Origin of the sequence: Acuticoccus sediminis, from assembly GCF_003258595.1 — a bacterium.
Taxonomy (GTDB): Bacteria; Pseudomonadota; Alphaproteobacteria; order Rhizobiales; family Amorphaceae; genus Acuticoccus; species Acuticoccus sediminis.
In genome coordinates this window covers 1,279,208-1,305,445 of record NZ_QHHQ01000001.1, presented here as the reverse complement: position 1 = coordinate 1,305,445, position 26,238 = coordinate 1,279,208, and the positions used below count along the sequence as shown (strand labels likewise).

Sequence of the window (26,238 nt, the reverse complement as noted above, 5' to 3'; positions counted from 1 at the left end):
CGCGGCGGCCGGTCCGCGGGCGCCGGTCAGGACGGCAGGCGTCGCGGCTGCGTGAGGTCGGGCGGGGCGACCGTCGTCCCCTCGCGGCGCCGGCGCGCCTGCGCGATCTCCTCCATCACCTGCACGTAGGCGAGGGTCGCGAAGAGGACCGTCCCGCCCAGCACGTTGCCGACGAACGCCGGGAGGATGAGGCCGAACACCACCCACGCCGGCGACACCTGCCCCTCCAGCAGCAGGAGGAAGCCTTCGCCGGCACCGGCGACGACGTGGGTGAAGTCGCCGAGGGCGATCAGGTAGGTCGCGGCGAAGACCAGGAAGAACTCGCTCCCCTTCGCGGTCGGAATGCACCAGACGATCGCCGCGATCAGCACACCGGCGATGACCCCGTAGCGCAGCGTCTCGAACGGCGTGTGCGCGGTCACCTTGCCCGCCACCTCCATGATCGACGCGAACTGCACGTCGGTCACGATGTCGCCCCAGGAGAGCAGCACCGCCGCGAGCATCACGCCGACCATGTTGGCCGCGAACACCACGGCCCAGAGCCGCCCGGTGCGCACGAATGCCCGCTTCGTCGGGTTCGCGAGGAGCGGCAGCACCGGCGTGATGGTGTTCTCGGTGAAGAGCTGCAGGCGGCCGAGGATGACGATGAGGAAGCCGAAGGTGTAGCCGATGTCACCGATCAGCGCCCTGCCCTGGAAGTCCGGCAGCTCGTGGATGATCAGCCCCTCGCCGATCACCGACATCATCAGGATCAGCCCAGCGGCGACCCCCGACCCGAACAGCGAGACGGCGGGCCGGTTGATCTCCTCCAGCCCGCGCGCGCTGATCGAGGCGTAGACCACTTGCGGGCGTGGCCCGGCGCGCTTGATCGCGTCGCGCTCCTCCCCCGTGGAGAGGGTGCCGATGGCCGGGTCGTCGTGGTTGTCGTCGCTGCGCTCCCGGACCTCGGGGTCGCGGGGCTCGGGAACGCGGGTCGCGGGATCGGGTTCATCCGGGGCGCGCGGGACGGCCTCCCTGCCATCCGGCTGCTGGGCCGCGTGACTCCGGGTGGCCGGCTCGCGGTCGAACTCGTCGGTCTTCAGAGTGTCCATGTCCCCATCCTGCGGGCGCACCCGCCGTGGCCTGCAGCGCATCGCTGCTGGGACTCAATCGGCGGGACTGGGGCTCTGTTCCCGTTTCGAGCGCGTGGAGCCGCTCATATCTGCTGCCCGCCCGGGGGAGCCGCGCTCTCCCGGGACGGGGTGGTTCAGGACGGGGTGCCGGTGAGGCCGAGGGCGTCGCGGATGATCCGCACGACGAGGTCCGGCACCTCCAGGTGCGGCATGTGGCCGACGCCGGTGATGAGATGCCGCGCCATCTCCGGCGGCGCGCCGATCGCCTGGGACACCGGCAGGACGGCGTCCTCGTGGCCCCAGACCAGCGTCACCGGGAAGCCCCGCGCCATAAGGTCGGCGAGCGGCAGCGCCCCCTGCCCCTCCCCCTTCGTGATGGCCTCGACGATCGCCGCGAGCGACTGCGCGAGGCCGGGGTTGGAGCGCTGCTCCGCCGTCTGCCGCGGCAGCGCCTTCGGGACCCTCGAATCGGAGCCGAAGAACTCGCCGAGCACAGCCTCCGCGTCCGCGGCCGTCTCGATGGCGGCGTAGCGGCGCAGGAGCGGAACGTTCATCTCCCGTCCGAAGCCGCCGGGCGCCAGCAGCACCAGCCGCTCCACCAGCTCGGGCTTGCGCAGCCCCACGAGGCTCACGACCGCCCCGCCCAGCGAGTGGCCGACGAGCGTCGCCCGCTCGATGCCGAGCGCCTCGAGGCTCGCCAGGACCGCCTTGGCGCAGACCATCGCGTCGGGCGTCCCCTCCCAGCCGACCGCCTCGCCGTGCCCGGGAAGGTCGAAGGCGATGACGGGACGGTAGGCCGAGAGCGCCTTGGCGAGACTGGAAAAGGTCAGCCGGTCGGCGCCGAAGCCATGGATCAGAACGATCGGAGTGTCGCCCTTGCCGTAGCGGCGGTGGGGCAAGGGGTTGGGGTTCGGCATGGCTCAGCTCCGGATGGTTAACGCGCCGCTAACTATTTTTCGCCACGGTTCGTCAACCAGCAGGAGGCGCACCATGATGATCGATCCCCGACGCGCCGGCCTGGCGCTCGTCGTGGCCGCGGCGATGACGGCGGCTGGCGCCCCGGCCCGGGCCAACATGGTCGAGCTGGTCGACCCCAACACCGGCAAGACGTTCCACTACCGCCCATCGTTCTCCAGACAGGTGCAGCCGGAACGCCCGAAGCACAAGTTCTTCGATCCCGGCACCCAGAAATGGGTGACCTACCAGGCCTCGCGCGAGGAAATGCGCGAGCGACACCGCATGAAGTACGCGCGCGCCACGGTGCGGTTCGTCTCCGGCGAGCCGGGCGGGACGATCGTGGTCGACACCGAGCAGCGCTACCTCTACCTCGTCCAGGGCAACGGCACGGCGATCCGCTACGGCATCGGCGTCGGCCGCGAGGGGTTCACCTGGTCCGGGGTCGAGCGGATCACCCGGAAGCGGGAATGGCCGGACTGGCGGCCGCCAGCGGAAATGCTGGAGCGCCAGCCGGGGATCCCGGAGTGGATGCCGGGCGGACCGCAGAATCCGCTCGGCGCCCGGGCCCTCTACCTCGGCTCGACGCTCTACCGCATCCACGGGACCAACGAGGACGAGAGCATCGGCTACGCCGTCTCGTCCGGGTGCATCCGAATGCTGAACGAGGACATCATCGACCTCTACGGCCGCGCGAAGGTCGGGACGCGCGTCATCGTCCTCGGCCCCGGGAGCGACCGCACCGGGCTGATCGCCGCCATCAGCGCCTTCTGAGAGGGGTCGGGCGGCGCTCCGCGCCGTCTCTCGTCCTCAGGCGCAGCTTAGCTGCGCCTGGCGAGGGCGTTCCCCCTCGCGCTCCCCCGCTTCGCCACCCGGCAGGGGTTGGTGCCGGACGCCCGCTGACGCGGGCCTCCACCTCCAACCCCTCGTCCAGGGTGAAGCGGGATGCGGCCGCGTCAAGGGTGAAGGCTCCGCCCGCGCTGCGCGTGCCCTTGACCCGGCCGCATCCCTGGCGCTCCGACGATGGCGATCGTCAGCGGTAGACCATGATCGGGACGAGGCACGAGCGCAGCAGCGCCGTCGTGGACGAGCCGATCAGCAGGTGGCGCACCCGCGAATGGCCGTGGCTTCCCATCACGAGGAGATCGGCCGCACCGTTCTCCACCGCGGCGGAGATCGCCCCCTCCGGCTCGCCCGGGACGATGTCCGCGCTCACCACGAGACCGGCGGCTTCCAGGGTCTCGCGCGCCCAGCCGAGCTTCTCGCGGGTCGCGGGTCTGTCCTCGCCGACGGTGACGATGCGAACCGACAGGCCGTTGAAGAGGCTGTCCCGCGCGACCGCCTCGACCGCACGCGTGCTGCTCGCCCCGCCGTCGAAGGCCACCACCACCCTGGCGATCGGCTTGAAGGCGCGGGAGGCGACGAGCACGGGCTTCCCGGTCGAGCGCATGACGCGCTCCAGGTTGGAGCCGAGGTGCATCGTGGCGAAGTCCGCCGCCTCGCCGCGCTTGCCGATGACGAGGACATCGAAGTCGTCCTGCACCTGGCCGAGCTCGCTCAGCAGGTCGCCGATGCGCATGCGGTGGCCGGCGGTGACACCGGCGTTCGCGAGGTGCTCGGTCGCCGCCTCCAGGATCGCGCGGCCGCGCTCCTGCGCGAGACGGCCGCGCTGTTCGTCGAGCGTCGCCAGCTCCTCGAGCAGCGTGGACCGCGCGCCGAGCGACAGGCTGCCGGACAGGTTCGACGGCGCGCTCGACGTCTCGCGCCGGCCGATGACGTGCATCAGCTCCAGCGACGCGCCGGTCCGCCTGGCGGCCCAGGCCGCATGGTCGCAGACGCTCGCCGTGTAGATCGAGCCGTCGATCAGCGCCATGATGCGCATGATTCCTCCCGAGGCGTGTTCTTGTTCGTCGGTCATAAGCGTTCGACCCTTCGGCGCTCGGCTGCAAGCACTGGCTTCGGATGAGGTGGAGACGGTGGGCTCCCGGACGCGGCGACCCCGCCGGCTCAGTGGCCGAGCATCTGGTCGAGCGCGCCCGGCTTGTCGTGGACGCCGAGGCGGTCGACGATCGTCTCCGACGCCTCGTTGAGGCCGACGATGTCGACGGTCGTCCCCTCGCGGCGGAACTTCAGCACCACCATGTCGAGCGCCTGCACGCTGGAGATGTCCCAGATGTGCGCGCGGCTGACGTCGATGACGACCCGGCCCGGCGCCTCGCGGAAGTCGAACGCCCTCGAGAACTCCTCGGCCGAGGCGAAGAAGAGCTGCCCCTCCACCCGGTAGGTGCGCGTCGCCCCGTCCTCCGACAGCGTGGAGGTGATGCGGAAGATCTGCGCGATCTTCCACGCGAAGAACAGCGCCGACAGGAGCACGCCGACGAGGACGCCGATCGCGAGGTTGTGGGTCAGCACCACGACGAAGACCGTCGACAGCATGACGATGGACGACGAGCGCGGGTGCGTGCGCAGCGTCTTGATCGACGACCACGAGAAGGTGCCGATCGACACCATGATCATCACCGCGACGAGGGCGGCCATCGGGATCTGGCTGACGAGGTCGCCCAGGATCACGATGAGGAACAGCAGGAAGATGCCGGCGCAGAAGGTCGACAGGCGTCCCCGCCCGCCGGACTTCACGTTGATCATCGACTGGCCGATCATCGCGCAGCCGGCCATGCCGCCGATGAAGCCGGTGAAGAAGTTGGCGAGGCCCTGGCCGATGCACTCCTGGCTCTTGTTGGAGCCGGTGTCAGTGAGCTCGTCGACGATCGTCGCCGTCATCAGGCTCTCGAGGAGACCGACGGCGGCGATCGCCACCGAGTAGGGCAGGATGATCATCAGCGTATCGAGGTTGAGCGGGATCTGCGGCAGGAGGAAGACCGGGAAGGAATCCGGCAGGTCGCCCATGTCGCCGACGGTGCGCACGTCGAGCCCGAGCGTCATGGAGATCGCCGTCAGGACGACGATCGCGACCAGCGGGGACGGCACCACGGTGGTGAGGCGCGGGAAGAGGTAGATGATGGCGAGCGCGGCGGCGACCATCGGGTAAGTCAGCCAGGGCACGCCGATCAGCTCGGGGAGCTGCGCCATGAAGATCAGGATGGCGAGCGCGTTGACGAAGCCTGTCAGCACCGAGCGGGAGACGAAGCGCATCACCTTGCCGAGCTTCAGGAGCCCGGCGACGACCTGGATGACGCCGGCGAGGATCGTCGCGGCGAAGAGGTATTGCAGCCCGTGGTCGCGCACCAGGGTCACCATCAGCACCGCCGTCGCGGCCGTGGCGGCGGAGATCATGCCCGGGCGGCCGCCGGTGATCGCGGTGATGACGGCGATCGAGAACGAGGCGTAGAGGCCGACCTTGGGGTCGACGCCGGCGATGATGGAGAAGGCGATCGCCTCGGGGATGAGGGCGAGGGCCACCACGAGGCCGGAGAGCAGATCGCGGCGGATGTTGCCGAACCATTCGGCGCGATAGGTGTCGATGGAGGGCATCGTCTCTCGCTGCGGTGCGCGGCGCACCGACGCGAGAGAGGCGTCCCGACGGCAGCGCGCGGTGGAAATTCGGCAGATCGGCGGCCGACGGCGCACCGGGCCCGCCGGCGGGTCCAGGGTTCCCTTCGCTATCTCCACCTATGGTGATCGGCAATATGACGCAGCGGGATTCCGCTATGCGACAAGCGCCCCGCCTCCCCGCGACGCCACCGGCCCCGCCCCCGTCGCTCCGCCCTCGAACCCTCCCGGCACGGCGCCCTGCGGCGGCGGCCACGGGTTCGGAATGGTGCCTGTTCCCCGGAGCCGACCGTCGCTGAAGCCCGGTCAGCGCCGGAGGGGGATGCCGCACAAGGCCGGAGAGCGGAGCGTGCCTTGTGCGGCATCCCCCTCCGGTGCAGGGCTTCGTTCAGCGATGGTCGGCTCCGGGGAGCAGGCGCCCGCCCTGTTCCATGGTGGGACCCGAGCCCTCGGCGCCTCGTCCTTCACCAGCGCGGCGGTTGCGCCGGGTTCAACTGCCGGCGTCGCCGAAGGAGCGGCCGCCGACGGCGCGGCGGGGCTTGCCGATGTTCTCCGGCAGAGGGATGAACTCGACCTCGTCGCCGGGGACGGTGTCGAAGCGTCCTTTCGCCCATTCCTGCTTCGCCGCCTCGATGCGCTCGGGGCGGGAGGAGACGAAGTTCCACCAGATGTAGCGCGGTCCCTCCATCGGCTCGCCGCCGAAGAGCATGAAGCGCGTGTCGCCGCTGGCCGTGACGGTGACCGAGTCTCCGCGGCGCAGGACGAGGAGGGTGCCGCTCTCGTAGGTGCCGCCGTCGATGAGGAGACCACCGGACAGCACATAGAGCGCGCGTTCCTCGTGCGAGGCCTCGACCTCGAACCGGGTGCCGGACGTCAGCGCGACGTCGGCGTAGAGCGTCTCGGACGCGGTCTGCAGCGGAGACTTCAGGCCGTGGGTCGCGCCGGCGACGAGACGCATCGTGAGCCCCGTGTCGTCGGCGAAGGGGAGTTCCTCGCGGCCGTGGTGGATGAAGGCGGGGTCGCTCTCCTCCATCGCGGCTGGCAGGGCGACCCAGGTCTGCAGGCCGAAGAGGCGCTGACCGTTGTGCTTGCGCTCCTCGCCCGTCCGCTCGGAGTGGACGATGCCCTTGCCGGCACGCATCCAGTTCACGTCACCGGGGCGGATCGTCATCTCGGTGCCGAGGCTGTCGCGGTGGAGGATCTCGCCTTCCAGCAGGTAGGTCACCGTGGCGAGGTTGATGTGCGGGTGGGGACGCACGTCGATCCCGGTGTCGGTGAGGAACTCGGCCGGGCCCATCTGGTCGAAGAAGATGAACGGGCCGACCATCTGTCGCTGGACGCTCGGCAGCGCGCGCCGCACGGTCATCTCGCCGAGGTCGACCGCGCGCGGGACGATCACGGTCTCGACGGCGGCGACGGAGTCCGCGTCACCGAGGACAGGATCCGGGCAGGGGCTGAAGCTCATCGCATTGTCTCCTCGGCGCATGCCCGCGACGCGGACGGGAGCGAATCTTACCGCGCGCAAGGGATCATGACGACCAGGGCACGTCTTGGCGAATTGTCACCTTTCCGCCGATGGCGCCGGGGGACGCTCCGTCAGGCGAGCTGGCGCGGTCCGGAGCGCTGGCGCCTCACCTTGACCGGCTTGGTCGGGCGGCGGGAGAGCGTCTTGAGGATCTGTTCGGGCGCGCTCCTGGCGTCGATCTCGCCGTCGCGGGCCCTCACCCGCCGCAGGCTCGGCAGCGCGAGCGCCTGTTCCGGCACCGCCTCGCCCCTGTCCTCCCAGATGGTGATGCGGTTGCGCCCGCCGGACTTGGACCGGTAGAGCGCCACGTCCGCGCGCTTGAAGGCGGCGGTGGCGTCGGCTTCGAGGCCGGTCGGCATGAGCTCGGCGATCCCGAGGCTGGCGGTGACGCGGATACCCTTCCCGGCGCCGATCCGCTGGACTTCGAGGGCGGCGCGATAGCGTTCGAGCATCGCCGCCGCCTCGTCGGCCGTGCGCCCCGGCAGCAGGATGCCGAACTCCTCGCCGCCCAGACGCCCGACGTGGACGGCGGTCCCGAAGGTCTCGGCGAAGAGGCGCGAGGCCGCCCGCAGCACGTCGTCGCCGGTCTGGTGGCCGTAGGTGTCGTTGATCGACTTGAAGTGGTCGAGGTCGACGATCGCGACGCTGCCGCAGGGCCCGGCCCCGCCGGCGCGGGCGCGGGCCGACTCGACGACGTCGAAGAACGCGGTGCGGCTGAGGAGGCGCGTCAGCCCGTCGAGGGCGGCGCTCATCTTCAGCTCCATCTCGTTCTCGACGCACCGCGCGAGCTGGTCCATCAGCGAGATCTGCGCCGGCGAGAAGGTGCGCGGCCGGTGATCCATGCCGCATAGCGAGCCGACCTGATACCCCTCCATCGTCACCAGCGGGACGCCGACATAGCTGCGGATGAAGGGATCGCCGAGCACGTACTCGTTGGCGTCGAACGGCGGATGCTGCAGCGCGTCCTCGACGATGAGGGCGCCGCGTTCCTGGATCGTGATCGTGCAGAACGAGGACGATCGGCTCGTCCTCTCGAGGCCGAGCCCGATCGAGGCCTTGATGTACTGGTCCTCAGCGCCGATCAGGGTGACTGCGGCGATCGGCAGATCCAGCGCGGTGCGGACCACCTGGGTGATGTGAGCGAAACCGGCGCCGTCCTTCGCTTCGAGGATCGCCAGCCGCGAGAGGCATGCAAGACGCCCTGCCTCGTCATTCAACTTGTTGTCGCTCACCCGGCCCTCCAGGTTACTCGCGTTCACGTCACGTTTAGATAAACGCGCCGCCCAACTTTCGACACTCCTAGCGCGACTTAAGGGTCGGCCATGAGCGAAATCTTGTAAAATTTTTTTTCGGCGGGCGACTGCCAGAGATTGTGGGGCGTTCTGCGCCGCTGGGGCCGGTCGCCGCCGCCCGGCGGAGGCGCGATGGTCCCGGGAGCGTCCGACGAAGGTCCCGGGGGCTTGCGGACGGCCGGGCAGAGGCGTATTTGCGGCGGCGGGACACCCCTCCCCAACGAGGGGCGCCTATCTGAGAGGATAGTTACAATATGAACACCGCTGCAATGCCTGGTCGCAAGCCGGGTAATCCATGCTTCTCGTCCGGTCCCTGCGCCAAGCGCCCTGGTTGGACCGTCGACGCCCTGGCCGACGCCGCGCTCGGCCGTTCGCACCGTTCCAAACTCGGCAAGGCCAAGCTCGGCGAGGTCCTCGACCGGACCCGCACGCTCCTCGGCGTGCCGGCCGACTACCGCATCGGCATCGTCCCCGCGTCCGACACCGGCGCGGTCGAGATGGCCATGTGGTCGCTCCTCGGCGCCCGTCCCGCCAGCATGCTCGCCTGGGAATCCTTCGGCGAAGGCTGGGTGACGGACGTCATCAAGCAGCTCAAGCTCGACGCCAGGATCGTGAAGGCTCCGTACGGCGAGCTCCCCGACCTCACCACCGTCGACTGGGACACCGACGTCGTCTTCACCTGGAACGGCACGACCTCCGGCGTGCGCGTGCCGAACGGCGACGTGATCCCCGCGAACCGCGAGGGTCTCACCATCTGTGACGCCACCTCCGCGGCATTCGCCCAGGCCCTGCCGTGGGACAAGCTCGACGTCGTCACCTTCTCCTGGCAGAAGGCGCTCGGCGGCGAGGCGGCGCACGGCGTCCTCATCCTGTCGCCCCGCGCGGTGGAGCGGCTCGAGACCTACACCCCCGCCTGGCCGCTGCCGAAGCTGTTCCGCATGACGAAGGGCGGCAAGCTGAACGAGGGCATCTTCAAGGGCGAGACCATCAACACCCCCTCGATGCTCGCGGTGGAAGACTGCCTCGACGCGCTGAAGTGGGCCGAAAGCCTGCCCGAGACGCTTGCCGACCGCTCTGACCGCAACCTCGCCGCGCTGACCGCCTGGGCCGACAGGACCCCCTGGGTCGACTTCCTCGCGAAGGACCCGGCGGTCCGCTCGAACACCTCTGTGTGCTTCCGGATCGTCGACCCCGCCGTCGCCAACGCGCCGGAGGCCGAGCAGGCCGCCTTCGCCAAGGCGCTCGCCGCCAAGCTGGAGAAGGAGGGCGTCGCCCTCGACATCGGCTCCTACCGCGATGCGCCTCCGGGCCTTCGCATCTGGGCCGGCGGCACCGTCGAGACGGCCGACCTCGAGGCGCTGACCGAGTGGCTCGACTGGGCCTTCGCCACGACCGACAAGCCGGTCGCCCAGGCCGCCGAGTAACGGGACCGACACCGGCCGCGCCGAGCGCGGCCGCGATGTGACCCCGCCGCGCGCGACGCGGCGACGATGTGCAACGGGCCGCGTGCCATCGCGGCCCTCCCGACCATTCATGATTGAACCGACGCAGCGCGGCCGCCGCCGCTGCGCGAAGGATTCCCCGATGCAGCAGACCGTTGCCAACACCGCCACCGCGACCGCAGCCAAGACGCGCCCGGTCGTCCTCATCTCCGACAAGCTGTCGGACGCCGCCGTGCAGATCTTCAAGGACCGCGGCGTCGACGTGATCTTCGAGCCGGACCTCGGCAAGGACAAAGAGGCGCTGCTCGAGCGCATCGCCACGGTCGACGGCCTCGCCATCCGCTCCGCCACCAAGGTGACCGACAAGGTCCTCGAGGCGGCGAAGAACCTGAAGGTGATCGGCCGCGCCGGCATCGGCGTCGACAACGTCGACATCCCCGCCGCCTCGCGCGCCGGCGTCATCGTGATGAACACGCCGTTCGGCAACTCCATCACGACCGCCGAGCACGCCATCGCGATGATGTTCGCCGTCGCCCGCCAGATTCCCGCCGCCGACGCCTCCACCCAGGCCGGCAAGTGGGAGAAGAACCGTTTCATGGGCACCGAGCTGACGGGCAAGACGCTCGGCATCATCGGCTGCGGCAACATCGGCTCGATCGTGGCAGCCCGCGGCATCGGCCTCAAGATGCGCGTCATCGCCTACGATCCCTTCCTGACGGCCGAGCGCGCCGCCGAGATCGGCGTCGAGAAGGTCGAACTGGACGAGCTCTTCGCCCGCGCCGACGTCCTGACGCTCCACACCCCGCTCACCGAGAAGACCAGGAACGTCGTCTCCCGCGAGCGCATCTTCGCCATGAAGAAGGGCGCCATCGTCATCAACTGCGCCCGCGGCGGCCTCGTCGACGAGGCCGCGCTGCGCGAGGCGCTCGACCAGGGTCACCTCGCCGGCGCCGGCGTCGACGTCTTCTCCGAGGAGCCCGCCAAGGAGAACGTCCTGTTCGGCGCGCCGAACCTCGTCTGCACGCCGCACCTGGGCGCCGCCACCTCCGAGGCGCAGGAGAACGTCGCCCTCCAGGTGGCCGAGCAGATGTCGGACTACCTGCTGCGCGGCGCCGTCTCCAACGCGCTGAACATGCCCTCGATCACCGCGGAAGAGGCGCCGATCCTCACCCCGTTCGTGACGCTCGCCGAGCGCCTTGGCTCGTTCGCCGGCCAGCTCACCGAGACCGGCATCAAGGGCGTGCGGATCGAGTACGAGGGCGACGTCGCCGAGCTGAACCTCAAGGCGCTGACCGCAGCCGCCGTCACCGGCCTGATGCGCCCGCTCCTGCAGGACGTGAACATGGTCTCCGCGCCGACCATCGCGCGGGACCGCGGCATCCTGGTCGAGGAAGTGCGCCGCGAGCAGCAGGGCGCCTACGAGAACTACATCCGCCTCACCGTCATCTCCGAGCGCCAGGAGCGTTCGGTGGCCGGCACGGTGTTCTCGGACGGCAAGCCGCGCATCATCCAGGTGAAGGGCATCAACCTCGACGCCGACTTCGCGCCGCACATGATCTACGTGACCAACCAGGACAAGCCGGGCTTCATCGGCTCCATCGGCATGGCGCTGGGCAAGGCGGGCGTGAACATCGCCAACTTCACGCTGGGCCGGAAGGAAGCCGGCGGCGAGGCGATCTGCATCATCGAGGTGGACGGCGAGCCGTCGGCGGACGTGCTGAAGACCATCGAGACCCTGCCGCTGGTCAACCAGGCCAAGGCGCTCAACTTCACCGGCTGACCCCGGCGCCGGCCCCCGGCCGGCGGTCAGGCTGACGAGCGGCAACGGCGCGGGTCCCCCGCGCCGTTTTTCGTTTGTCCGGCCCGGGACAGGGCACGGCGATGCGGTAATCGCTTGCGGATCCGGCGAGGTGGGCGCACGCTCGGCCGACCGATGGCTCGTCCCGGGGGGAGGCGATGAGCAGCCAGCACGACGCGTGGACCGCAGGTCACAGCTACGAGCACTACATGGGGCGGTGGAGCCGCGTCATCGCGTGGCGGTTCCTGGAATGGCTCGACCCGCCCGAGCGGCGCGACTGGCTGGAGATCGGCTGCGGGACCGGCGCGCTGACCGCGACCATCCTCGCCAAGTGCGATCCCGCCTCGATCCTCGCCACCGACCAGTCCGACGACTTCGTCCGCCACGCCGCCGACACGATGCATGACGAGCGTGTGCGCTTCGAGACGGCGGAGGCCCGGGCGCTGCCGGTCGGCGACGCCAGCGTCGACATCGTCACCTCGGGCCTCGTCCTCAACTTCATTCCCGACAAGCCGGCCGCGTTGCAGGAGATGCGGCGTGTCCTGAGGCCCGGCGGCCTCGTCGCGTTCTACGTCTGGGACTATCCGGGCGGCGGGATGGGCTTCATCGACGCGTTCTGGCGCGCGGCGGCGGCCTGCGACCCGGCCGCAGCGTCCCTCGACGAGGGCAAGCGCTTCCCGTTCTGCACCGCGGAGGGGCTGAAGGGGCTGTGCGAGGAGGCCGGCCTCGCGGACATCGCGGTGACCCCGCTCGAGGTCACCACGCGGTTCGACGACTTCAACGCGTTCTGGCGCCCGTTCACGCTCGGCGCCGGCCCCGCCCCGGGCTACTGCCGCAACCTCGAGGAGCCGCAGCGCGAGGCGCTGAAGCACAAGCTGGCGGAAGAGGTGGGGACGGACGGCGCGATCGAGCTGCCGGCGAGGGCGTGGGCCGCGCGCGGCACGATCGGCTGAGCGCCGCCGGGGAGCGGCACCGCCTGCGAGGAGGGCACCCGGAGCCGTTCGGCGGGCCCCTCCCCGTTCGGGCCGCCTACTGGCGGCCGAGTTCCTGGCCGTTCAGGACCGCGCACGAGCCCTGATAGGCGGAAAACTTCAGCGACGCGTCCCCAAGGTCGACCTTGCAGGTCATCGGGAAGATCGACGCGGCCTCGCCGGTGACGCCCGACAGGCGCAGGCGCGTGCCGTCGAACTTGTAGTCGCCGGAGACGGTCAGGCCGTTCGTGATGGCGAGCTCGAACTTCTCGCCCGCGAAGCTCGCCGAGAGCTGCTCGTTGGAGAAAGCGCCGGCGAGCTTGGCCTCGGCGACCCTGGACCCGGTTACCTCGGGCGCCTCGGCGGCAGCCTCGGTCCCGCCGGCGGTCTCGGCCATCCCTTCGTCGGCGGCCTCGGTTTCGGCGGCGGCGACCTCGTTGGCGAGGTCGGGCGCGGCAGCGGCCGTGTCGTCGCTCCCGCCTTCCAGGGCGGGGGCGGGGTCGGTCGGGGCGGCATCCGCGGGCGCGGGCGTCACGCCGTCCGGGGCGTCCGCGGCGGCGGCGGATTCGGCGGCCGCGGCCTCGGCGGCGGCGAGCTTCTCCTCGAGTTCGGTGACCTGGGCCTGCAGCTCGGCCTGACGGCTGGCGGCGCTGTCGGCGGCGGCCTGCAGCTCCTTGTTCTTCTCCGTCAGCCGCTCGACCTCGGTGGCGAGCGCGTCGCGGCGCTGGGTCAGTTCTTCGGTGGAGCCCCGAAGCGTGACGACCTCGGCCTGAAGCTTGTTCTGCTCGTCCTGCGCGGCCTGCATCTCCTCATGCAGCGACTGGTTCTGCGCGCGCAGGTCCTCCACCTCGGCGGAGAGGCTGTCGCGGGTCTCGGCGAGGGCGCCGACCTCCTGCTGCAGCCGGGTCTGGCGCCCCTCGGCGGCCTGCACCTCGGCCTGGGCCGCGTTCAACGCCTGTTGCGTCGCGTCGACGTCGGCGGTCAGCGCCTCGTTCTGGCCGGTGAGGGTCGCGACCGAGCTTTCGAGCTCGCTGCGGGCGCTGGTCAGGTTCTCGACGTCGGTGCGGATGGCCTCGAGGCTCGCCCGCACGTCCTCCGCCTCGACCTGGCGGCTCGACAGCTTCTGCTCCGCGTCGGAGAGGCTCTGCGTCAGCTCGTCGTTGCGGCTGCGCAGCTCGCCGACCGAACCTTCCAGCTCGGTGCGGCTCTTCTCGAGGTTCTCGAGGTTCTGCCTCGCCTCGGCGGCGCGCTGCTGGGCGGTGCCGGCGGCCTGCTGCGCCGCGGCGAGCTCGGTGTTGAGCCCCTCGATCCGCTGGGTGATCGTCTGCTCCTCCTCTCCGAGGTCGGAGATGCGGTCGCGGATCGCGTCCTCTTCGGTGGCGGCCTCGGCGGCGGCCTGTTCGGCGGCCTGCTGCTCGGCCCTGGTCTCCTCGAGCGCGGTCTGGACGTCCTCGAGGGCGCCGGAGGCGGTCGACAGGGCATTGAACTGGTCGCGCAAGGCGGCCTGAGCCCCGGCAGCATCGTCGAGCTGAGCCCTCAGCTCGGCTTGCCGTCTATTCTTTTGCAGATAAAACGTGGCCGCGGCGGCGATCGATATGATCGCTATCACCGAAACGACAATGAACAGCGGTTGGCGCAAGGCGTTCATGAAGTTCTCCGTTCCGTGCCGTCGGCCATGTCCTCGCAACCTAGCGAATCACATGGCCGTGTCAGCCCTCTTATGGGCCTGCCGACGCGGTTTGACGCATTAACTTGCCCAGCCAGCCTTAACGAGGGACGCCTGATGATCTTTTCTGCCAACCTTGGGTTTCTTTGGACGGATCGACCATTTCTGGAGCGGCTCGTCGCAGCACGGTCCGCCGGGTTCACGATGGTCGAGTTCCACGACCAGGCGCAGCAGGTCGGGCCCGAAGCGGTGCGCGACGCCCTCGGCGACCTGAAGGTGGTCGGCCTCAACGCGCGCATGGGCGAGACGTCCGGCGTCGCCGCCATGCCGGGCCGAGAGGCGGAGGCGCGGGCCGACATCGCCGAGGCGATCGCCGCCGCGCGGACGGTCGGGGCCGGCGCCATCCACGTCGTCTCCGGCCTCGCCGACGATCCGGACCGCCATTCCCGCCTTGCCGAGCGGCTGGCGGAGGCGTCGGCCGAAGCCCCGGAGCTGACATTCCTGGTCGAGCCGCTCTGCCGGCAGGCGCGCCCCGGCTACGCCGTCGCCTCGGTGGAGGAGGCGGCCGAGGTCATCCGCCTCGCGGGCGTGCCGAACGTGAAGATCATGTTCGACTGCTACCACGTGCAGCGCCAGAGCGGCGACGTCCTCGCCCGCTTCCGCGAGCATTTCGACGATATCGGCCACGTCCAGATCGCCGGCGGCCTCACGCGGCAGGAACCGGACCGCGGCGAATTGAACTACGCCTTCCTGCTGCCCGCCTTCGTCGAGGCCGGCTACACGGGCCCGATCGGCTGCGAGTACACGCCGGCGACCACGGTGGAGGCCGGCCTGTCCTGGCGCGACGCGTTCACTGCCCCGGCGGGGCCCCCGGCGTCCCTGTAGGGGCGGATTTGCGTGCCGGGCGGCGGCCGACCTGCGCGACGACGATCCCCGCGATGATGATCGTCCAGCCGACGAGGTGGTAGAGCTCGATCCGCTCGCCCAGCACCACCACCGCCAGGAGCGAGGCGAAGACCGGGACGAGGTGGAAGAACGGCCCCGCCCGGTTCGCGCCGATCAGCGCCACCGCCCTGTTGAAACACAGATATGCGATCACCGCCGCGAACACGGCGATATAGAGCGACGCCGCGATCCCGCCGGGCGTGAAGCGGATGCCCGAGCCGAACGCCAGCTCCAGGGCCGCCGCCGGCACCAGCGGCACGAGGCCGACCGCGATGGCGGAGATCTGGAACGACATCGGGTGCACCGCCGGGCGCTCGCGCAGGTAGATCGTGTAGAGCGACCAGATCACCTGGGAGATCATGATCCACACGTCGCCGGCGTTGAAGCGGAACGTGGCCAGAACCGCGAGGTCCCCGCGGGTCATCACGACGAGCGCGCCGCACGTCGCGACGAGGATGCCGATCGCCTGGGGCATGGTGAGCCGGTCGCGATAGACGACGTACGCGGTGATCGCGATCGTGATAGGGAATGTGGAGGACAGCAGAGTGCCGTTGATGACGGTCGTCATCGACAGGCCGATGTAGACACAGATGTTATAGGCGCCGATGGAAAGGACGCCGAGCACCACCATGATCTTCCAGCTCGCCTTCAGGGCCGGCAGGTCCTGCCGGATGTGGCGCCGGCCGATTGCGAGCAGGATCAGGAATGCGAGGACCCAGCGGATGGCCGTGAGCGTGACCGGCGGGATGTCCCCCGCGACATATCGGCCGGCAACCCAGTTGCCCGACCATAGGAACATCGTGAGCGGCAGCAGGACATAAGGCTGATTGGCGATGAGGGGCGACCAGCCCTTGTTGACGTCCTGTTTCACGTTGATGGTGTTCCCGTACCGTATCATGTTGTGCAATGCGGCTATGAGAAGTCGCGTAGAGCGGCTTGCCCACACGCGCCCTTCTGGGCCACAAGCCCTAGGCCGCGCGTCGCAACGTGTCTGTGGCATGGCAGATCGCGCACCGCCAGTGCGGCACCTCCAAGCCACAGGCGAAAGGATGAGAGAGATCGATGGGTAGCGTCGTGGTTGTCGGCTCCCAATGGGGCGACGAAGGCAAGGGAAAGATCGTCGACTGGCTCTCCGAGCGAGCCGAGGTGATCGTCAGGTATCAAGGCGGCCATAACGCCGGTCACACGCTGGTGATCGACGGGGTCACCTACAAGCTCTCGCTGCTGCCTTCGGGTGTGGTGCGGCCCGGCAAGCTCTCGATCATCGGCAACGGTGTCGTGCTCGACCCCAGGGCCTTCCTGACCGAAGTCGACGCGATGCGGGCCAAGGGCGTGGAGATTTCGCCGGCGACGCTGAAGATCGCCGAGAACGTCCCCCTCATCCTCTCGGTCCACCGCGAGCTCGACCAGCTGCGCGAGGCCGCGTCCGGGGCCGCCGCGATCGGCACCACCGGCCGCGGCATCGGCCCGACGTACGAGGACAAGGTCGGCCGCCGGGCCGTGCGCCTCGCCGACCTCAACGACCGCGAGACGATCGACGGTCGCATCGACCGCCTCCTCGCGCACCACAACGCGCTGCGCGTCGGCTTCGGCGCCGAGCCGGTGTCGGCCGAGACCATCCGCGAGGAGCTCGAGGCCGCGCGTCCGGTGCTGGAGTACGCCGACCCGACCTGGCGGACCCTGCGCGAGGCGCGCAACGCCGGCCGCAACATCCTCTTCGAGGGTGCTCAGGGCGCAATGCTGGATATCGATCACGGCACCTTCCCGTTCGTCACCTCGTCGAACACGGTGGCGGGGTCGGCCGCGGCCGGATCCGGCGTCGGCCCCTCTTCCCTCGACAGGACACTCGGGATTACAAAAGCTTACACCACTCGCGTGGGCAACGGTCCGTTCCCGACGGAACAGAAGAACGAGATCGGCCAGCTCCTTGGCGAGCGGGGTGCCGAGTTCGGCACCGTCACCGGCCGAAAGCGCCGCTGCGGCTGGTTCGACGCAGTGATGGTCCGTCAGGCGGTGCAGACCGGTGGCATCGACCGTCTGGCCCTCACCAAGCTCGACGTTCTGGACGGGCTGGATGAGCTCAAGATCTGCGTCGCGTACGACGTGGACGGGGAACGCATGGACCGGCTACCTGTGGAAACGGCGCGTCAATCTCGCGTTCAGCCAGTCTACGAAACCATCAAGGGCTGGTCGGCATCGACGCGGGGTGCACGCTCTTGGGGAGAGTTGCCCGCCGAAGCGGTCAAGTACGTACGGCATGTGGAAGAGTTGGTCGGAGCGCCCGTGGCGATGTTGTCGACGAGCCCAGAACGAGACGATACAATACTTGTTGAAGATCCCTTTCATATTTAATTCCAGGCCCATGGGCAGGAAGGGCGTGTGGTCGCGATGACCGACTTCTACTCTGTGCTGCAGCGAGCGGTTCAGTCGCTCCCGGACGGGAGCGGCCCGCAGCGGCGTCAGGTGTATGAGAAGGCGCGAAAAGCGCTCATCAAGCAGCTGCAGAGCTTCGATCCGCCGCTGTCGTCGGCGGACGTGACCGCGCAGCGCTTGGCGCTTGAGGACGCGATCCGCAAGATCGAGAACGAGATTGCGCGACAGAACCGCACGCGACGTGCGGTTCAGGGCGCCCTGCCGGCCGGCGGGCGCGCCGAGGGCGCATCGCGCGAATCGGAGGCGGAACGCGAGGCGCGCCGCCGCGCCGAGGCAGAGCGCAGCCGGGCCGAGCGCGAGCAGATGCTGCGCAGCGCCGTCTCCGAGGCGATGCTGGCGCCGGACCCCGAGCCGGGCCCGTCGCCCGCCGAGCCGGCCTTCCCGCCCGAGCGCACGCAGCAGGCCCAGCTTCCCGCCCCGGTCGACCTCACGCACGAGGCGATCGAGCCCGCGGAAGCCGAGGTCGTCGGCAGCGACTTCCTCGAGGAGGAATACGAGGAGCCGGTGCCGATCGTGCCGGCGCGCCGCCGCGGCCACCGGGCGGATCCGTCGCACGACCCCCGGATCGCCGAGGCCGAGTTCGAGGCCGTCGAGGAGTCAGAAGCGGCCGACGAATACGACTACGACGAGGAATACGGGGACGACGAAGAGGTCGACCCCAAGGAAGAGAAGCGCCGCCGCCGGGAGGAGGAGCGCCAGCTCCGCGCCGAACGCCGGGCGGAGCGCTCAGGGCGCGGCAAGAAGCGCAAGGACAGGCAGAAGGCGGAGAAGACATCCCGCCGGGCCGCCGCGGCCGCCAAGGCGCCCGACGATGGCGCGAGCGCACCGCGCCGCTCCATCGTCGCGCGCATCGTGTTGCCGCTGGTGGTCTTCTGCCTGCTGATCGGCGCCTCCTACGCGGTCGTCACGCAGCACGAACGTCTCCTCGCCGTGATCCAGCAGCTCAATCCGGAGAGCTCCGGATCGGGGGCGGGCTCCGGCGCCAGCGCGAGAAGCGAGCGCGCGCCGGTGCAGGCGACGACCGACCCGGTCGTCAACAAGAGCCAGGAGCGGCTGCCGACGGACGACGAGCCGCGCACCGTCTCGACCGAGACGATCAACCTCGACCAGCCCGACTCCGGCGCCGATTCGGACACCGACGCCGGTGCCGACACCGACATGGACGCCGAGGGCGCCCCCGAGAGCGATGCCGCGGCGGCCCCCACCCGCACGCCGGACGGTGCCCCGCAGTTCGCCCCGGACCAGACGCCGAACGCGGCCGCCGACCAGGCCGCCGGCGTCGAGCAGGCGCCCGAGCAGCAGGTCAGCGCCCTCACGACGCGCAACGGCAGCGACGCGGCGGCGACCCCCGCCCCGTCGTCGGGCCCCGGCACGCAGCAGGCGGTCCTCTACGAGGAGGCCGCCAGCGGCGGGCAGACCGGCTCGGCCATCGCCGGGACCGTGAACTGGGAGATGGTGCGCCAGTCCTTCGGCGGCGGCGACGAGGAGCCGGTGATCCGGGCCACCGCCGCCATCGGCGAGCGCGGCCTCAACATGACGATGACGATCCGCGAGAACCGCGATGCGCAGCTCCCGGCGAGCCATCTCATCGAGATCAAGTTCGAGGTGCCCGATTCCTTCGAGGGCGGCGGCGTGAAGAACGTGCCGGGCATCATCATGAAGCAGGAGGAGCAGGCGCGCGGCGATGCCCTCCGCGGTCAGGCGGCGCGTGTGTCGTCCGGCCTCTTCTGGGTGGCGCTGAACGAGGACGAGGCGGACCGGACCTACAATCTTGAACTCCTCGCCAGCCGCGACTGGCTCGACATCCCGATCCTCTACGAATCGGGCCGTCGCGCGATCCTGACCCTGCGCAAGGGCCAGAAGGGCCAGACCGCCGTCAGCTCGGCGATGAAGGAATGGTCCGACGGCTGACGCCCGCCCGGGCCATCGCCCCGGCCCCCGAGCGGGCCGGTGCTCCCGGCACTGACTCCGCCCCACACTCGGACGGTGGCGCGCACCGGCGACCGGACGATCCGGTGCCCGGCGTGACGCGGCGCCGCCGGACCGCCGGAACCGTCGCACTGAGGGTGGCGACGACCCTCGCGCTTCTGCTGGCGCTCTGGTGGGGCCTCGTCGCGCTCCTCGAGCCACCGCGCTACGTCTTCCCCGGCCCCGCCGACGTCTGGGACTCCTACGTGCGGCAGTGGCCGATGCTTCTGCGCAATACCGCGATCACCGCGGCGGAGATCGCCATCGGCCTCGCGGTCGGGCTCGCCGCGGGTGCCGCCACGGCGCTCACGGTCGCCGCGACGCCGCTCGCCCGGCGCCTCGTGCTGCCGGTCGTCGTCGCGACGCAGGCGCTTCCCGTCTTCGCCATCGCGCCGCTGCTGGTGGTCTGGCTCGGGTACGGGATGGCCTCGAAGATCGCGATGGCCGGGCTCATCATCTACTTCCCCGTCGCCACCGCCTACGCCGAGGCGATGGCCCGCGTGGACCCCCGCCTCATCGACCTCGCGCGCATCGCCGGGGCCAGCCGCTGGCAGCTCCTGTGGCGGATCCGCGCGCCGGGGGGCCTGCCCGGCCTCGCGGCCGGCGCCAAGGTCGCGGCGACGGTCGCGCCCATCGGCGCCGTCGTCGGCGAGTGGGTCGGCGCCTCGGCCGGGCTCGGCTTCGTCATGGTGAACGCCAACGCGCGCTCGCAGACCGGCACGGTGTTCGCCGCGCTCGGGCTCCTTGCCCTCCTCGCCCTCGCAACGCGCGCCCTTGCGGATGCCCTGATCGACCGGCTTTTATGGCGCCCGGACGCCTGATGCGCCTGACGCGCCTGACGCCTCGCCGCACCCCGCGGCTCCACCCCGCGCACCGGCCGAACGAGCGCAGAGTTTAGGGAGACCCCATGTTCCGTTTCATCCTCGCCGCCGCGATCTTCGCCGCGGCCGGCCCGGCCTCGGCCCAGGACCATCTGCGCGTCCTCGCCGACTGGTTCATCAACCCCGACCATGCGCCGATCATCCTGGCCGAGGCGCGCGGCGAGTTCGGCAAGCGCGACCTCGAGGTGGAGCTGGTGGCGCCGGCGGACCCCTCCGCCCCTCCCCGCCTCGTCGCCGCCGGCGAGGGCGACATCGCCATCACCTACCAGCCGAGCCTCTACCAGCAGGCCGACGAGGGGCTGCCGGTGATGCGCATCGGCACGCTGGTCGGCTCCCCGCTCAACTCGCTGGTGGTGCTCGACGACGGCCCCGTGAAGACGCTCGCGGACCTCAAGGGCAAGACGGTCGGCTACTCGGTCGGCGGCTTCGAGGACGCGCTGCTCGGCCGGATGCTGCGGGAGGCGGACCTCAAGCTCGACGACGTCACCCTCGTGAACGTCAACTTCGCGCTGACGCAGGCGCTGCTCTCCGGCCGCGTCGCCGCCGTCATCGGCGCGTTCCGCAACTTCGAGCTGACGCAGATCGAGATCGAGGGCAAGAAGGGCAAGGCCTTCCTGCCGGAGGAGCACGGCGTCCCCTCCTACGAGGAGCTGATCTTCATCGCCCACAAGGACAAGGCCGACAGCCCCGCCTTCTCCCGCTTCCTCGACGCGGTCGGCGCCGCCGCCGAATGGGCGAAGGCGAACCCCGCCGAGGCGAAGAAGTTGTTCTTCGCCGCGCAGCCAGACATTGACGACCGCCTCAACGAGGCCGCCTTCGACGCCACGCTGGACAAGTTCGTGACCAGCCCGAAGGTGCTCGACCGTGAGGGCTACGAGGCCTTCGCCCGGTTCATGACCGACGCGGGCCTCGTGAAAAACCTGCCCCCGCTCGCGAGCTACGCCACCGAGATCGAGTAGGCGCCGGGGTGTCGCGGTCGCCGGCTCAGGCGACCGCCGCCTCCGCCAGCGAGGCGACCTGGCCGCGCGCCGGGTAGTCCTTCGCGACCACGAAGTCGATCGCCTGGAGCATCTCCTCGAAGCGCGGGCGGGCGAAGGGCATCGACTGGGTCGACACGAAATAGAGCGAGCTGTCCGGCCGCAGGATGAAGATCCCGGGCTCTGAGAACAGCGCCGGCTCCTCGATCCCGATCGAGGTGACTCCGCGGCTGGTTGAGACATAGAGCCCCCAGCTCCGCGCCGCCTCGAGCGAGACGGTGCCGATCGTCATCTCCGGAAGGCGCCAGTCCTCCTTGGCCGTGGCGGCGCGCTCCGCGCTGTCGGACGACAATGCCACGACCTTCACCCCGCGCTTCGCGAATTCCGGCAGCAGCTTCTCGAGCGTGCCGAGGTAGGTCTTGCAGATCGGGCAGTGCAGGCCGCGGTAGAACACGACCAGCGTGAACGGATCGCCGCCGGGCGCCGCGGAGGACCAGGTCCCGCCACCGACGAGGTCGGCGGTGATCGCCGGGACGATATCGCGCGGCATCAGCGCTTTGAGATCGGACATGAGACGGCTCCCTCGGGGTTTGCGTGCCTTCGGTCGCGACCCTGCATGGCCCCGGTGCCGCAAACAACGTGCCATTGCACCGATTGCCAACACAAGCGCGTGAGGTTTTGCACGTGCAGAATTGGACTAGACGAATTCCAATTTAGATTTGTTCTATATTAGTATTCGCGGCAGTTTGACACTCCCCACCGCAAGGCTGTACTGCTTCGCCGCAGATCTGCTCAATAAAAGCGAATGGTGGGGCGGGGAGCACGTAAGTCCCGGTCCACCGGCGAAAGGACAACCGATGACGAGATGGCTCGCCGTCGCAGGCGCATTGCTCGCCTCGACCAGCTTCACGACGGGCGCGTTTGCCCAGGACAGCACCCCCTCCGCGGACGCCGTCATCGCGACCTACGCCGACATCGCGCACGCCGGCTACGAGGATTCGCTGAAGACCGCGAAGGCCCTCGACGCGGCCATCGACGCGCTGATCGCCAACCCGAGCGAATCCACGCTGCTCGCGGCCCGCGCCGCCTGGATCGCCGCGCGCGTGCCCTACCAGCAGACCGAGGTCTACCGCTTCGGCAACGCCATCGTCGACGACTGGGAAGGCCGCGTGAACGCCTGGCCGCTCGACGAGGGCCTCATCGACTACGTCGACGGAAGCTACGGCACCGCGTCCGACGAGAACCGCCTCTACACCACCAACGTGATCGCCAACCCCGACATCACCATCAACGGCGAGGCGATCGACGCCACCGTCATCGACGCCGCGCTGCTGCAGGACACGCTGCAGGAGGCCGAAGGCGTCGAGGCGAACGTCGCCACCGGCTACCACGCGATCGAGTTCCTGCTCTGGGGTCAGGACCTCAACGGCACGGACGCCGGCGCCGGCACCCGGCCCGCGAGCGACTTCGACACCGCGAACTGCACCGGCGGCCACTGCGACCGCCGCGCCGAGTACCTGAAGGCGGCGTCCGGGCTGCTCGTCTCCGATCTCGAGGAGATGGTCGGCAACTGGGCCGAGGGCGGCGAGGCGCGCGCCGGTCTCTCCGGCGAGGAAGGCATCTCCATCATCCTCACCGGGATGGGCTCGCTCTCCTATGGCGAGCTCGCCGGCGAGCGCATGAAGCTCGGCCTGCTGCTGCACGATCCGGAGGAGGAGCACGACTGCTTCTCCGACAACACCGTCAACTCGCACTACTACGACCAGATCGGCATCCGGAACGTCTTCTCCGGCCACTACCGCCGGATCGACGGCAGCGTCGTCGAGGGTCCCTCCATCGCCGAGCTGCTGGCCGCGAAGGACCCCGCGCTCGCCGAGGAGCTCACCGGCAAGCTGGACGCGACCGTCACCGCGATGGCGATCATGAAGTCGCGCGGCGAGACGATCGAGGCGTACGACCAGATGATCGGCGAGGGCAACGACGTCGGCAACGCCGTCGTGCAGGCCGCCATCGACGGCCTCATCGACCAGACCCGCTCCATCGAGCGCGTGGTCGCGGCGCTGGGCCTCGGCGAGATCGAGATCGAAGGCTCCGACAGCCTCGACTCGCCGAACGCGGTGTTCCAGTAAGCTGACGTGCGTCGACGCTCCGGCGCACGCCGGAGCGTTCCACCCATGACATCAGTGATTTCCCGCCTCGCCCTCCCCCTGGCATTCGCCGCCGGCCTCGGCCTCTGCGGCGGGGCGGCCGTCTTCGCCGGGTCCGCCCGCACGGACCTCACCCCGAAGGACCAGGAGCGCGTCGCCAAGGTCACGGCGCCGGCGACCACCTTCGACAAGGCCGAGCCGTTCGAGCGCATGTCGGGCGGGGCGACCACCACCACCCGCACCATCGACACCAACATCTTCTCCCACTCCTCGGCGAACCTCTCGTTCGAGGGGGAGGAGCAGTTCAAGCTCGGCAACGGCATCTTCAAGAAGGTGTGGGTGTCGGCGCCGTCGTCGACGCAGGCATCGGACGGGCTCGGTCCGCTCTACAACCAGCGCTCCTGCCAGCGGTGCCACCTGAAGGACGGGCGCGGGCGCCCGCCGCTCCATACCGGCGACCTTCCCGGCGGCCTGCTCCTGCGCCTCTCCGTGCCGCCCTCGACCGACGAGGAGCGCGCCGACCTCGCCTCCAAGAAGACGCTGCGCATCCCCGAGCCGACCTACGGCGGCCAGCTTCAGACCTTCGCCGTCCCCGGCCTCAGGAGCGAGGGGCAGATCACGGTGGACCACGAGAGCCACGACGTGACCCTGGCCGGCGGCGAGACCGTCACCCTGACCCGGCCGATCTACGGCGTTTCCGACCTCGGCTACGGGGAGATGGCGCCGGACGCGCTCATCTCCCCGCGCCTCGCCAACCCGATGATCGGGCTCGGCCTCCTGGAGGCGATCCATCCCGCCGACATCCTCGCCCACGCCGACCCGGACGACGCGGACGGCGACGGCATCTCCGGCCGCCCCAGCATGGTGCGCGATCCGGAGACGGGCGAGATGGTCCTCGGCCGGTTCGGCTGGAAGGCCTCGACCCCCTCGATCCGCGTCCAGAGCGCGGAGGCCTTCAGCGGCGACATCGGCATCTCCACCCCCGTCGTCACCGACGCGTTCGGCGAGTGCTCGATCGCCCAGCAGCACTGCCTCGACATGCCGAGCGGCGTGCAGCCGGACCTCGGCGAGGTGGAGGCGCCGGACCCGGTGCTCCCGCTCGTCACCTTCTACGCCCAGAACCTCGCCGTTCCCGCCCGTCGCGACGTCGACGATCCCGAGGTGCTGAAGGGCAAGGCGATGTTCCACGCCGCGGGCTGCCCGGCCTGCCACGTGCCGAAGTTCGTCACCAGCCGCGACGCGGAGCATCCCGAGCAGCGCTTCCAGCTGATCTGGCCGTACACCGACATGCTCCTCCACGACATGGGCGAGGGGCTCGCCGACGGCCGCCCGGTGGGAGACGCCTCGGGCACGGAGTGGCGCACCGCCCCGCTCTGGGGCATCGGCCTCACCGAGGTCGCCAACGGCAACACCTTCTACCTCCACGACGGCCGCGCGTGGACTCTCCTCGAGGCTGTCCTGTGGCATGGTGGCGAGGCCCAGGCGTCGCGCGATGCCGTGGTCGCCATGTCCCCCGACGAGCGCGCCGCCCTCCTCCGGTTCCTCGAGTCGCTATGAAACGCCTGATCCTGACCCTCATCGCCGCCGCAGCCGTGCAACCGGCCGCTGCGCAGATCGCGTTCCGCCCTGTCGTCGAGCAGGCGCTCGACGATGTGATCCTCCCGTCGTACGCAAGCCTCGCCGAGGCCGCGTCCGCCGAGACGGGCGCCATGACGACGCTCTGCACCGAGCCGTCCGCTGAGACGCTCGACGCGGCGCGCGCCGGGTTCGCGGACCTCGTCACCGCCTTCGGCCGCGTCGAGCTCTACCGCATCGGCCCGGCCCGCGAGGACAACCGCTTCGAGCGGCTGTTCTTCTGGCCCGACCGCCGCAGCCGGGGCCTGCACCAGGTGCAGGGCATCGTCGCCGACGAGGACGAGACCGCGACGGATCCGGCGACGCTGTACGACAAGAGCGTCGCCGTGCAGGGCCTGCTCGCGCTCGACTTCGTGCTCGCCGGCGACGGCAGCGAGAGCATCACCGAGCCGGGCAGCTTCCGCTGCCGCTACGGCGCCTCCATCGCCCAGGTGATCCAGCGCAACGCCGAGGAGATGCTGGACGACTGGCAGGGGCCGGACGGCTACGCCACGCTGATGCGGGCGGCCGACGGCAACATCTACCGGACGCACGGCGAGGTGGCGCAGGACCTCATCAAGGCGGCCGCCGAGGAGCTCCAGATCGTCGGCGACTTCAAGCTCGGCAACGTCCTCGGCGATTCGGCGAAGGATGCCCGGCCGCGCCTCGCCCCGTTCTGGCGCTCCGGTCTCGCCCTCTCCTCGATCGTCGCCAACATCGACGGCGTCACCGCGCTCGGCGGCGTCCTCGCCGGCGCGCTGCCGGAGGCGGAGGCGGAGATGGGCGGTGCCCTCGGCTTCGAACTCGGGCGGGCGCGCGCGGTGATCGCCCCGCTCGCCGACGACCCCCGCCCCTTCGAAGACCTCGTCGCCGATCCGGACGCCTACCGGCGCCTCGAATACGCCCGCAGCCCGATCGGCGGCGCCTTCCGCGTGCTCGACCAACGCATGCCCGGTGCGCTCGGCCTCACGCTCGGTTTCAACTCCCTCGACGGAGACTGAGA

21 protein-coding genes are annotated in these 26,238 nt (G+C 70.2%); 12 read left to right on the top strand and 9 right to left on the bottom strand.

Annotation, left to right across the window (positions count from 1 at the left end; genetic code table 11):
- Positions 1 to 26: 26 nt before the first annotated feature.
- Together DLJ53_RS05590 and DLJ53_RS05585 are read right to left on the bottom strand one after the other, a co-directional pair.
- The gene (locus DLJ53_RS05590) at positions 27 to 1,091 is read right to left on the bottom strand and encodes a formate/nitrite transporter family protein (protein WP_162408921.1); all 1,065 of its coding nucleotides are present in this window, start codon (positions 1,089 to 1,091) and stop codon (positions 27 to 29) included.
- Positions 1,092 to 1,246: 155 nt separating this feature from the next.
- Entirely contained in the window at positions 1,247 to 2,029 is a 783-nt protein-coding gene (locus DLJ53_RS05585; RefSeq protein WP_111343026.1) for an alpha/beta fold hydrolase, read from the bottom strand.
- A gap of 73 nt (positions 2,030 to 2,102) precedes the next feature.
- Here DLJ53_RS05585 and DLJ53_RS05580 point away from each other — a divergent pair, with 73 nt between their 5' ends.
- A complete protein-coding gene (locus DLJ53_RS05580; RefSeq protein WP_244935007.1) occupies positions 2,103 to 2,840 on the top strand; it encodes a L,D-transpeptidase in 738 nt (245 codons plus the stop codon).
- A gap of 259 nt (positions 2,841 to 3,099) precedes the next feature.
- Here DLJ53_RS05580 and DLJ53_RS05575 read toward each other — a convergent pair whose 3' ends face one another.
- From DLJ53_RS05575 to DLJ53_RS05560, 4 genes are all read right to left on the bottom strand, one after another.
- On the bottom strand, positions 3,100 to 3,984 hold the full coding sequence (locus tag DLJ53_RS05575) for a universal stress protein (protein WP_244935006.1): 885 nt from the start codon (positions 3,982 to 3,984) through the stop codon (positions 3,100 to 3,102).
- Positions 3,985 to 4,073: 89 nt separating this feature from the next.
- The gene (locus DLJ53_RS05570) at positions 4,074 to 5,558 is read right to left on the bottom strand and encodes a SulP family inorganic anion transporter (RefSeq protein ID WP_111343024.1); all 1,485 of its coding nucleotides are present in this window, start codon (positions 5,556 to 5,558) and stop codon (positions 4,074 to 4,076) included.
- A gap of 508 nt (positions 5,559 to 6,066) precedes the next feature.
- Positions 6,067 to 7,041, bottom strand: coding sequence for a pirin family protein (locus tag DLJ53_RS05565; protein ID WP_111343022.1), 975 nt, complete (start codon positions 7,039 to 7,041; stop codon positions 6,067 to 6,069).
- Positions 7,042 to 7,172: 131 nt separating this feature from the next.
- Entirely contained in the window at positions 7,173 to 8,333 is a 1,161-nt protein-coding gene (locus DLJ53_RS05560) for a sensor domain-containing diguanylate cyclase (protein ID WP_146619902.1), read from the bottom strand.
- Positions 8,334 to 8,647: 314 nt separating this feature from the next.
- Between DLJ53_RS05560 and DLJ53_RS05555 the strand changes: the two genes are divergently transcribed.
- The 3 genes from DLJ53_RS05555 (at position 8,648) to DLJ53_RS05545 (ending at position 12,586) form a co-directional block, all read left to right on the top strand.
- On the top strand, positions 8,648 to 9,817 hold the full coding sequence (locus DLJ53_RS05555; protein WP_111343018.1) for a phosphoserine transaminase: 1,170 nt from the start codon (positions 8,648 to 8,650) through the stop codon (positions 9,815 to 9,817).
- A gap of 160 nt (positions 9,818 to 9,977) precedes the next feature.
- On the top strand, positions 9,978 to 11,615 hold the full coding sequence (serA, locus tag DLJ53_RS05550) for a phosphoglycerate dehydrogenase (protein ID WP_111343017.1): 1,638 nt from the start codon (positions 9,978 to 9,980) through the stop codon (positions 11,613 to 11,615).
- A gap of 176 nt (positions 11,616 to 11,791) precedes the next feature.
- Positions 11,792 to 12,586 (top strand): class I SAM-dependent methyltransferase, encoded by a 795-nt coding sequence (locus DLJ53_RS05545; RefSeq protein WP_111343015.1) that lies wholly within the window; start codon positions 11,792 to 11,794, stop codon positions 12,584 to 12,586.
- Positions 12,587 to 12,662: 76 nt separating this feature from the next.
- Here the strand turns inward: DLJ53_RS05545 and DLJ53_RS05540 are convergent, their stop codons facing one another.
- Complete coding sequence (locus DLJ53_RS05540) at positions 12,663 to 14,102, bottom strand: coiled-coil domain-containing protein (protein WP_111343013.1); 1,440 nt, start codon at positions 14,100 to 14,102, stop codon at positions 12,663 to 12,665.
- A 285-nt stretch (positions 14,103 to 14,387) separates the two neighbouring features.
- On the opposite strand from DLJ53_RS05540, the gene DLJ53_RS05535 reads away from it, so the two are divergent.
- Positions 14,388 to 15,155 carry a hydroxypyruvate isomerase family protein gene (locus DLJ53_RS05535; protein ID WP_162408919.1) on the top strand — a complete coding sequence of 256 codons (768 nt, stop codon included), beginning with the start codon at positions 14,388 to 14,390 and terminating at the stop codon, positions 15,153 to 15,155.
- On the opposite strand, the gene DLJ53_RS05530 is transcribed toward DLJ53_RS05535, so the two are convergent.
- Positions 15,121 to 16,113, bottom strand: coding sequence for a DMT family transporter (locus tag DLJ53_RS05530; RefSeq protein ID WP_211100541.1), 993 nt, complete (start codon positions 16,111 to 16,113; stop codon positions 15,121 to 15,123). The two genes, DLJ53_RS05535 and DLJ53_RS05530, sit on opposite strands and share 35 nt — an antisense overlap.
- Before the next feature lie 164 nt (positions 16,114 to 16,277).
- Between DLJ53_RS05530 and DLJ53_RS05525 the strand changes: the two genes are divergently transcribed.
- The 4 genes from DLJ53_RS05525 to DLJ53_RS05510 all read left to right on the top strand — a co-directional run bounded on the left by DLJ53_RS05525 (position 16,278) and on the right by DLJ53_RS05510 (position 21,456).
- Positions 16,278 to 17,567, top strand: a complete 1,290-nt coding sequence (locus DLJ53_RS05525; RefSeq protein WP_111343009.1) for an adenylosuccinate synthase — start codon at positions 16,278 to 16,280, stop codon at positions 17,565 to 17,567.
- A gap of 27 nt (positions 17,568 to 17,594) precedes the next feature.
- Entirely contained in the window at positions 17,595 to 19,559 is a 1,965-nt protein-coding gene (locus DLJ53_RS05520; RefSeq protein ID WP_111343007.1) for an RAD23 family protein, read from the top strand.
- A gap of 104 nt (positions 19,560 to 19,663) precedes the next feature.
- Positions 19,664 to 20,437, top strand: coding sequence for an ABC transporter permease (locus DLJ53_RS05515; RefSeq protein ID WP_202913005.1), 774 nt, complete (start codon positions 19,664 to 19,666; stop codon positions 20,435 to 20,437).
- Positions 20,438 to 20,523: 86 nt separating this feature from the next.
- Entirely contained in the window at positions 20,524 to 21,456 is a 933-nt protein-coding gene (locus tag DLJ53_RS05510) for an ABC transporter substrate-binding protein (RefSeq protein ID WP_111343004.1), read from the top strand.
- 25 nt (positions 21,457 to 21,481) lie between these two features.
- On the opposite strand, the gene DLJ53_RS05505 is transcribed toward DLJ53_RS05510, so the two are convergent.
- Positions 21,482 to 22,045, bottom strand: a complete 564-nt coding sequence (locus tag DLJ53_RS05505) for a peroxiredoxin-like family protein (protein ID WP_111343002.1) — start codon at positions 22,043 to 22,045, stop codon at positions 21,482 to 21,484.
- A 286-nt stretch (positions 22,046 to 22,331) separates the two neighbouring features.
- On the opposite strand from DLJ53_RS05505, the gene DLJ53_RS05500 reads away from it, so the two are divergent.
- The 3 genes from DLJ53_RS05500 to DLJ53_RS05490 are packed head-to-tail and all read left to right on the top strand — an operon-like array spanning position 22,332 to position 26,236.
- Positions 22,332 to 23,603 (top strand): imelysin family protein, encoded by a 1,272-nt coding sequence (locus tag DLJ53_RS05500; RefSeq protein WP_111343001.1) that lies wholly within the window; start codon positions 22,332 to 22,334, stop codon positions 23,601 to 23,603.
- A 45-nt stretch (positions 23,604 to 23,648) separates the two neighbouring features.
- Entirely contained in the window at positions 23,649 to 25,178 is a 1,530-nt protein-coding gene (locus DLJ53_RS05495; RefSeq protein WP_111342999.1) for a di-heme oxidoreductase family protein, read from the top strand.
- Entirely contained in the window at positions 25,175 to 26,236 is a 1,062-nt protein-coding gene (locus tag DLJ53_RS05490; RefSeq protein WP_111342997.1) for an imelysin family protein, read from the top strand. Before DLJ53_RS05495 ends, DLJ53_RS05490 begins: the two co-directional genes overlap by 4 nt.
- Positions 26,237 to 26,238: the final 2 nt, after the last annotated feature.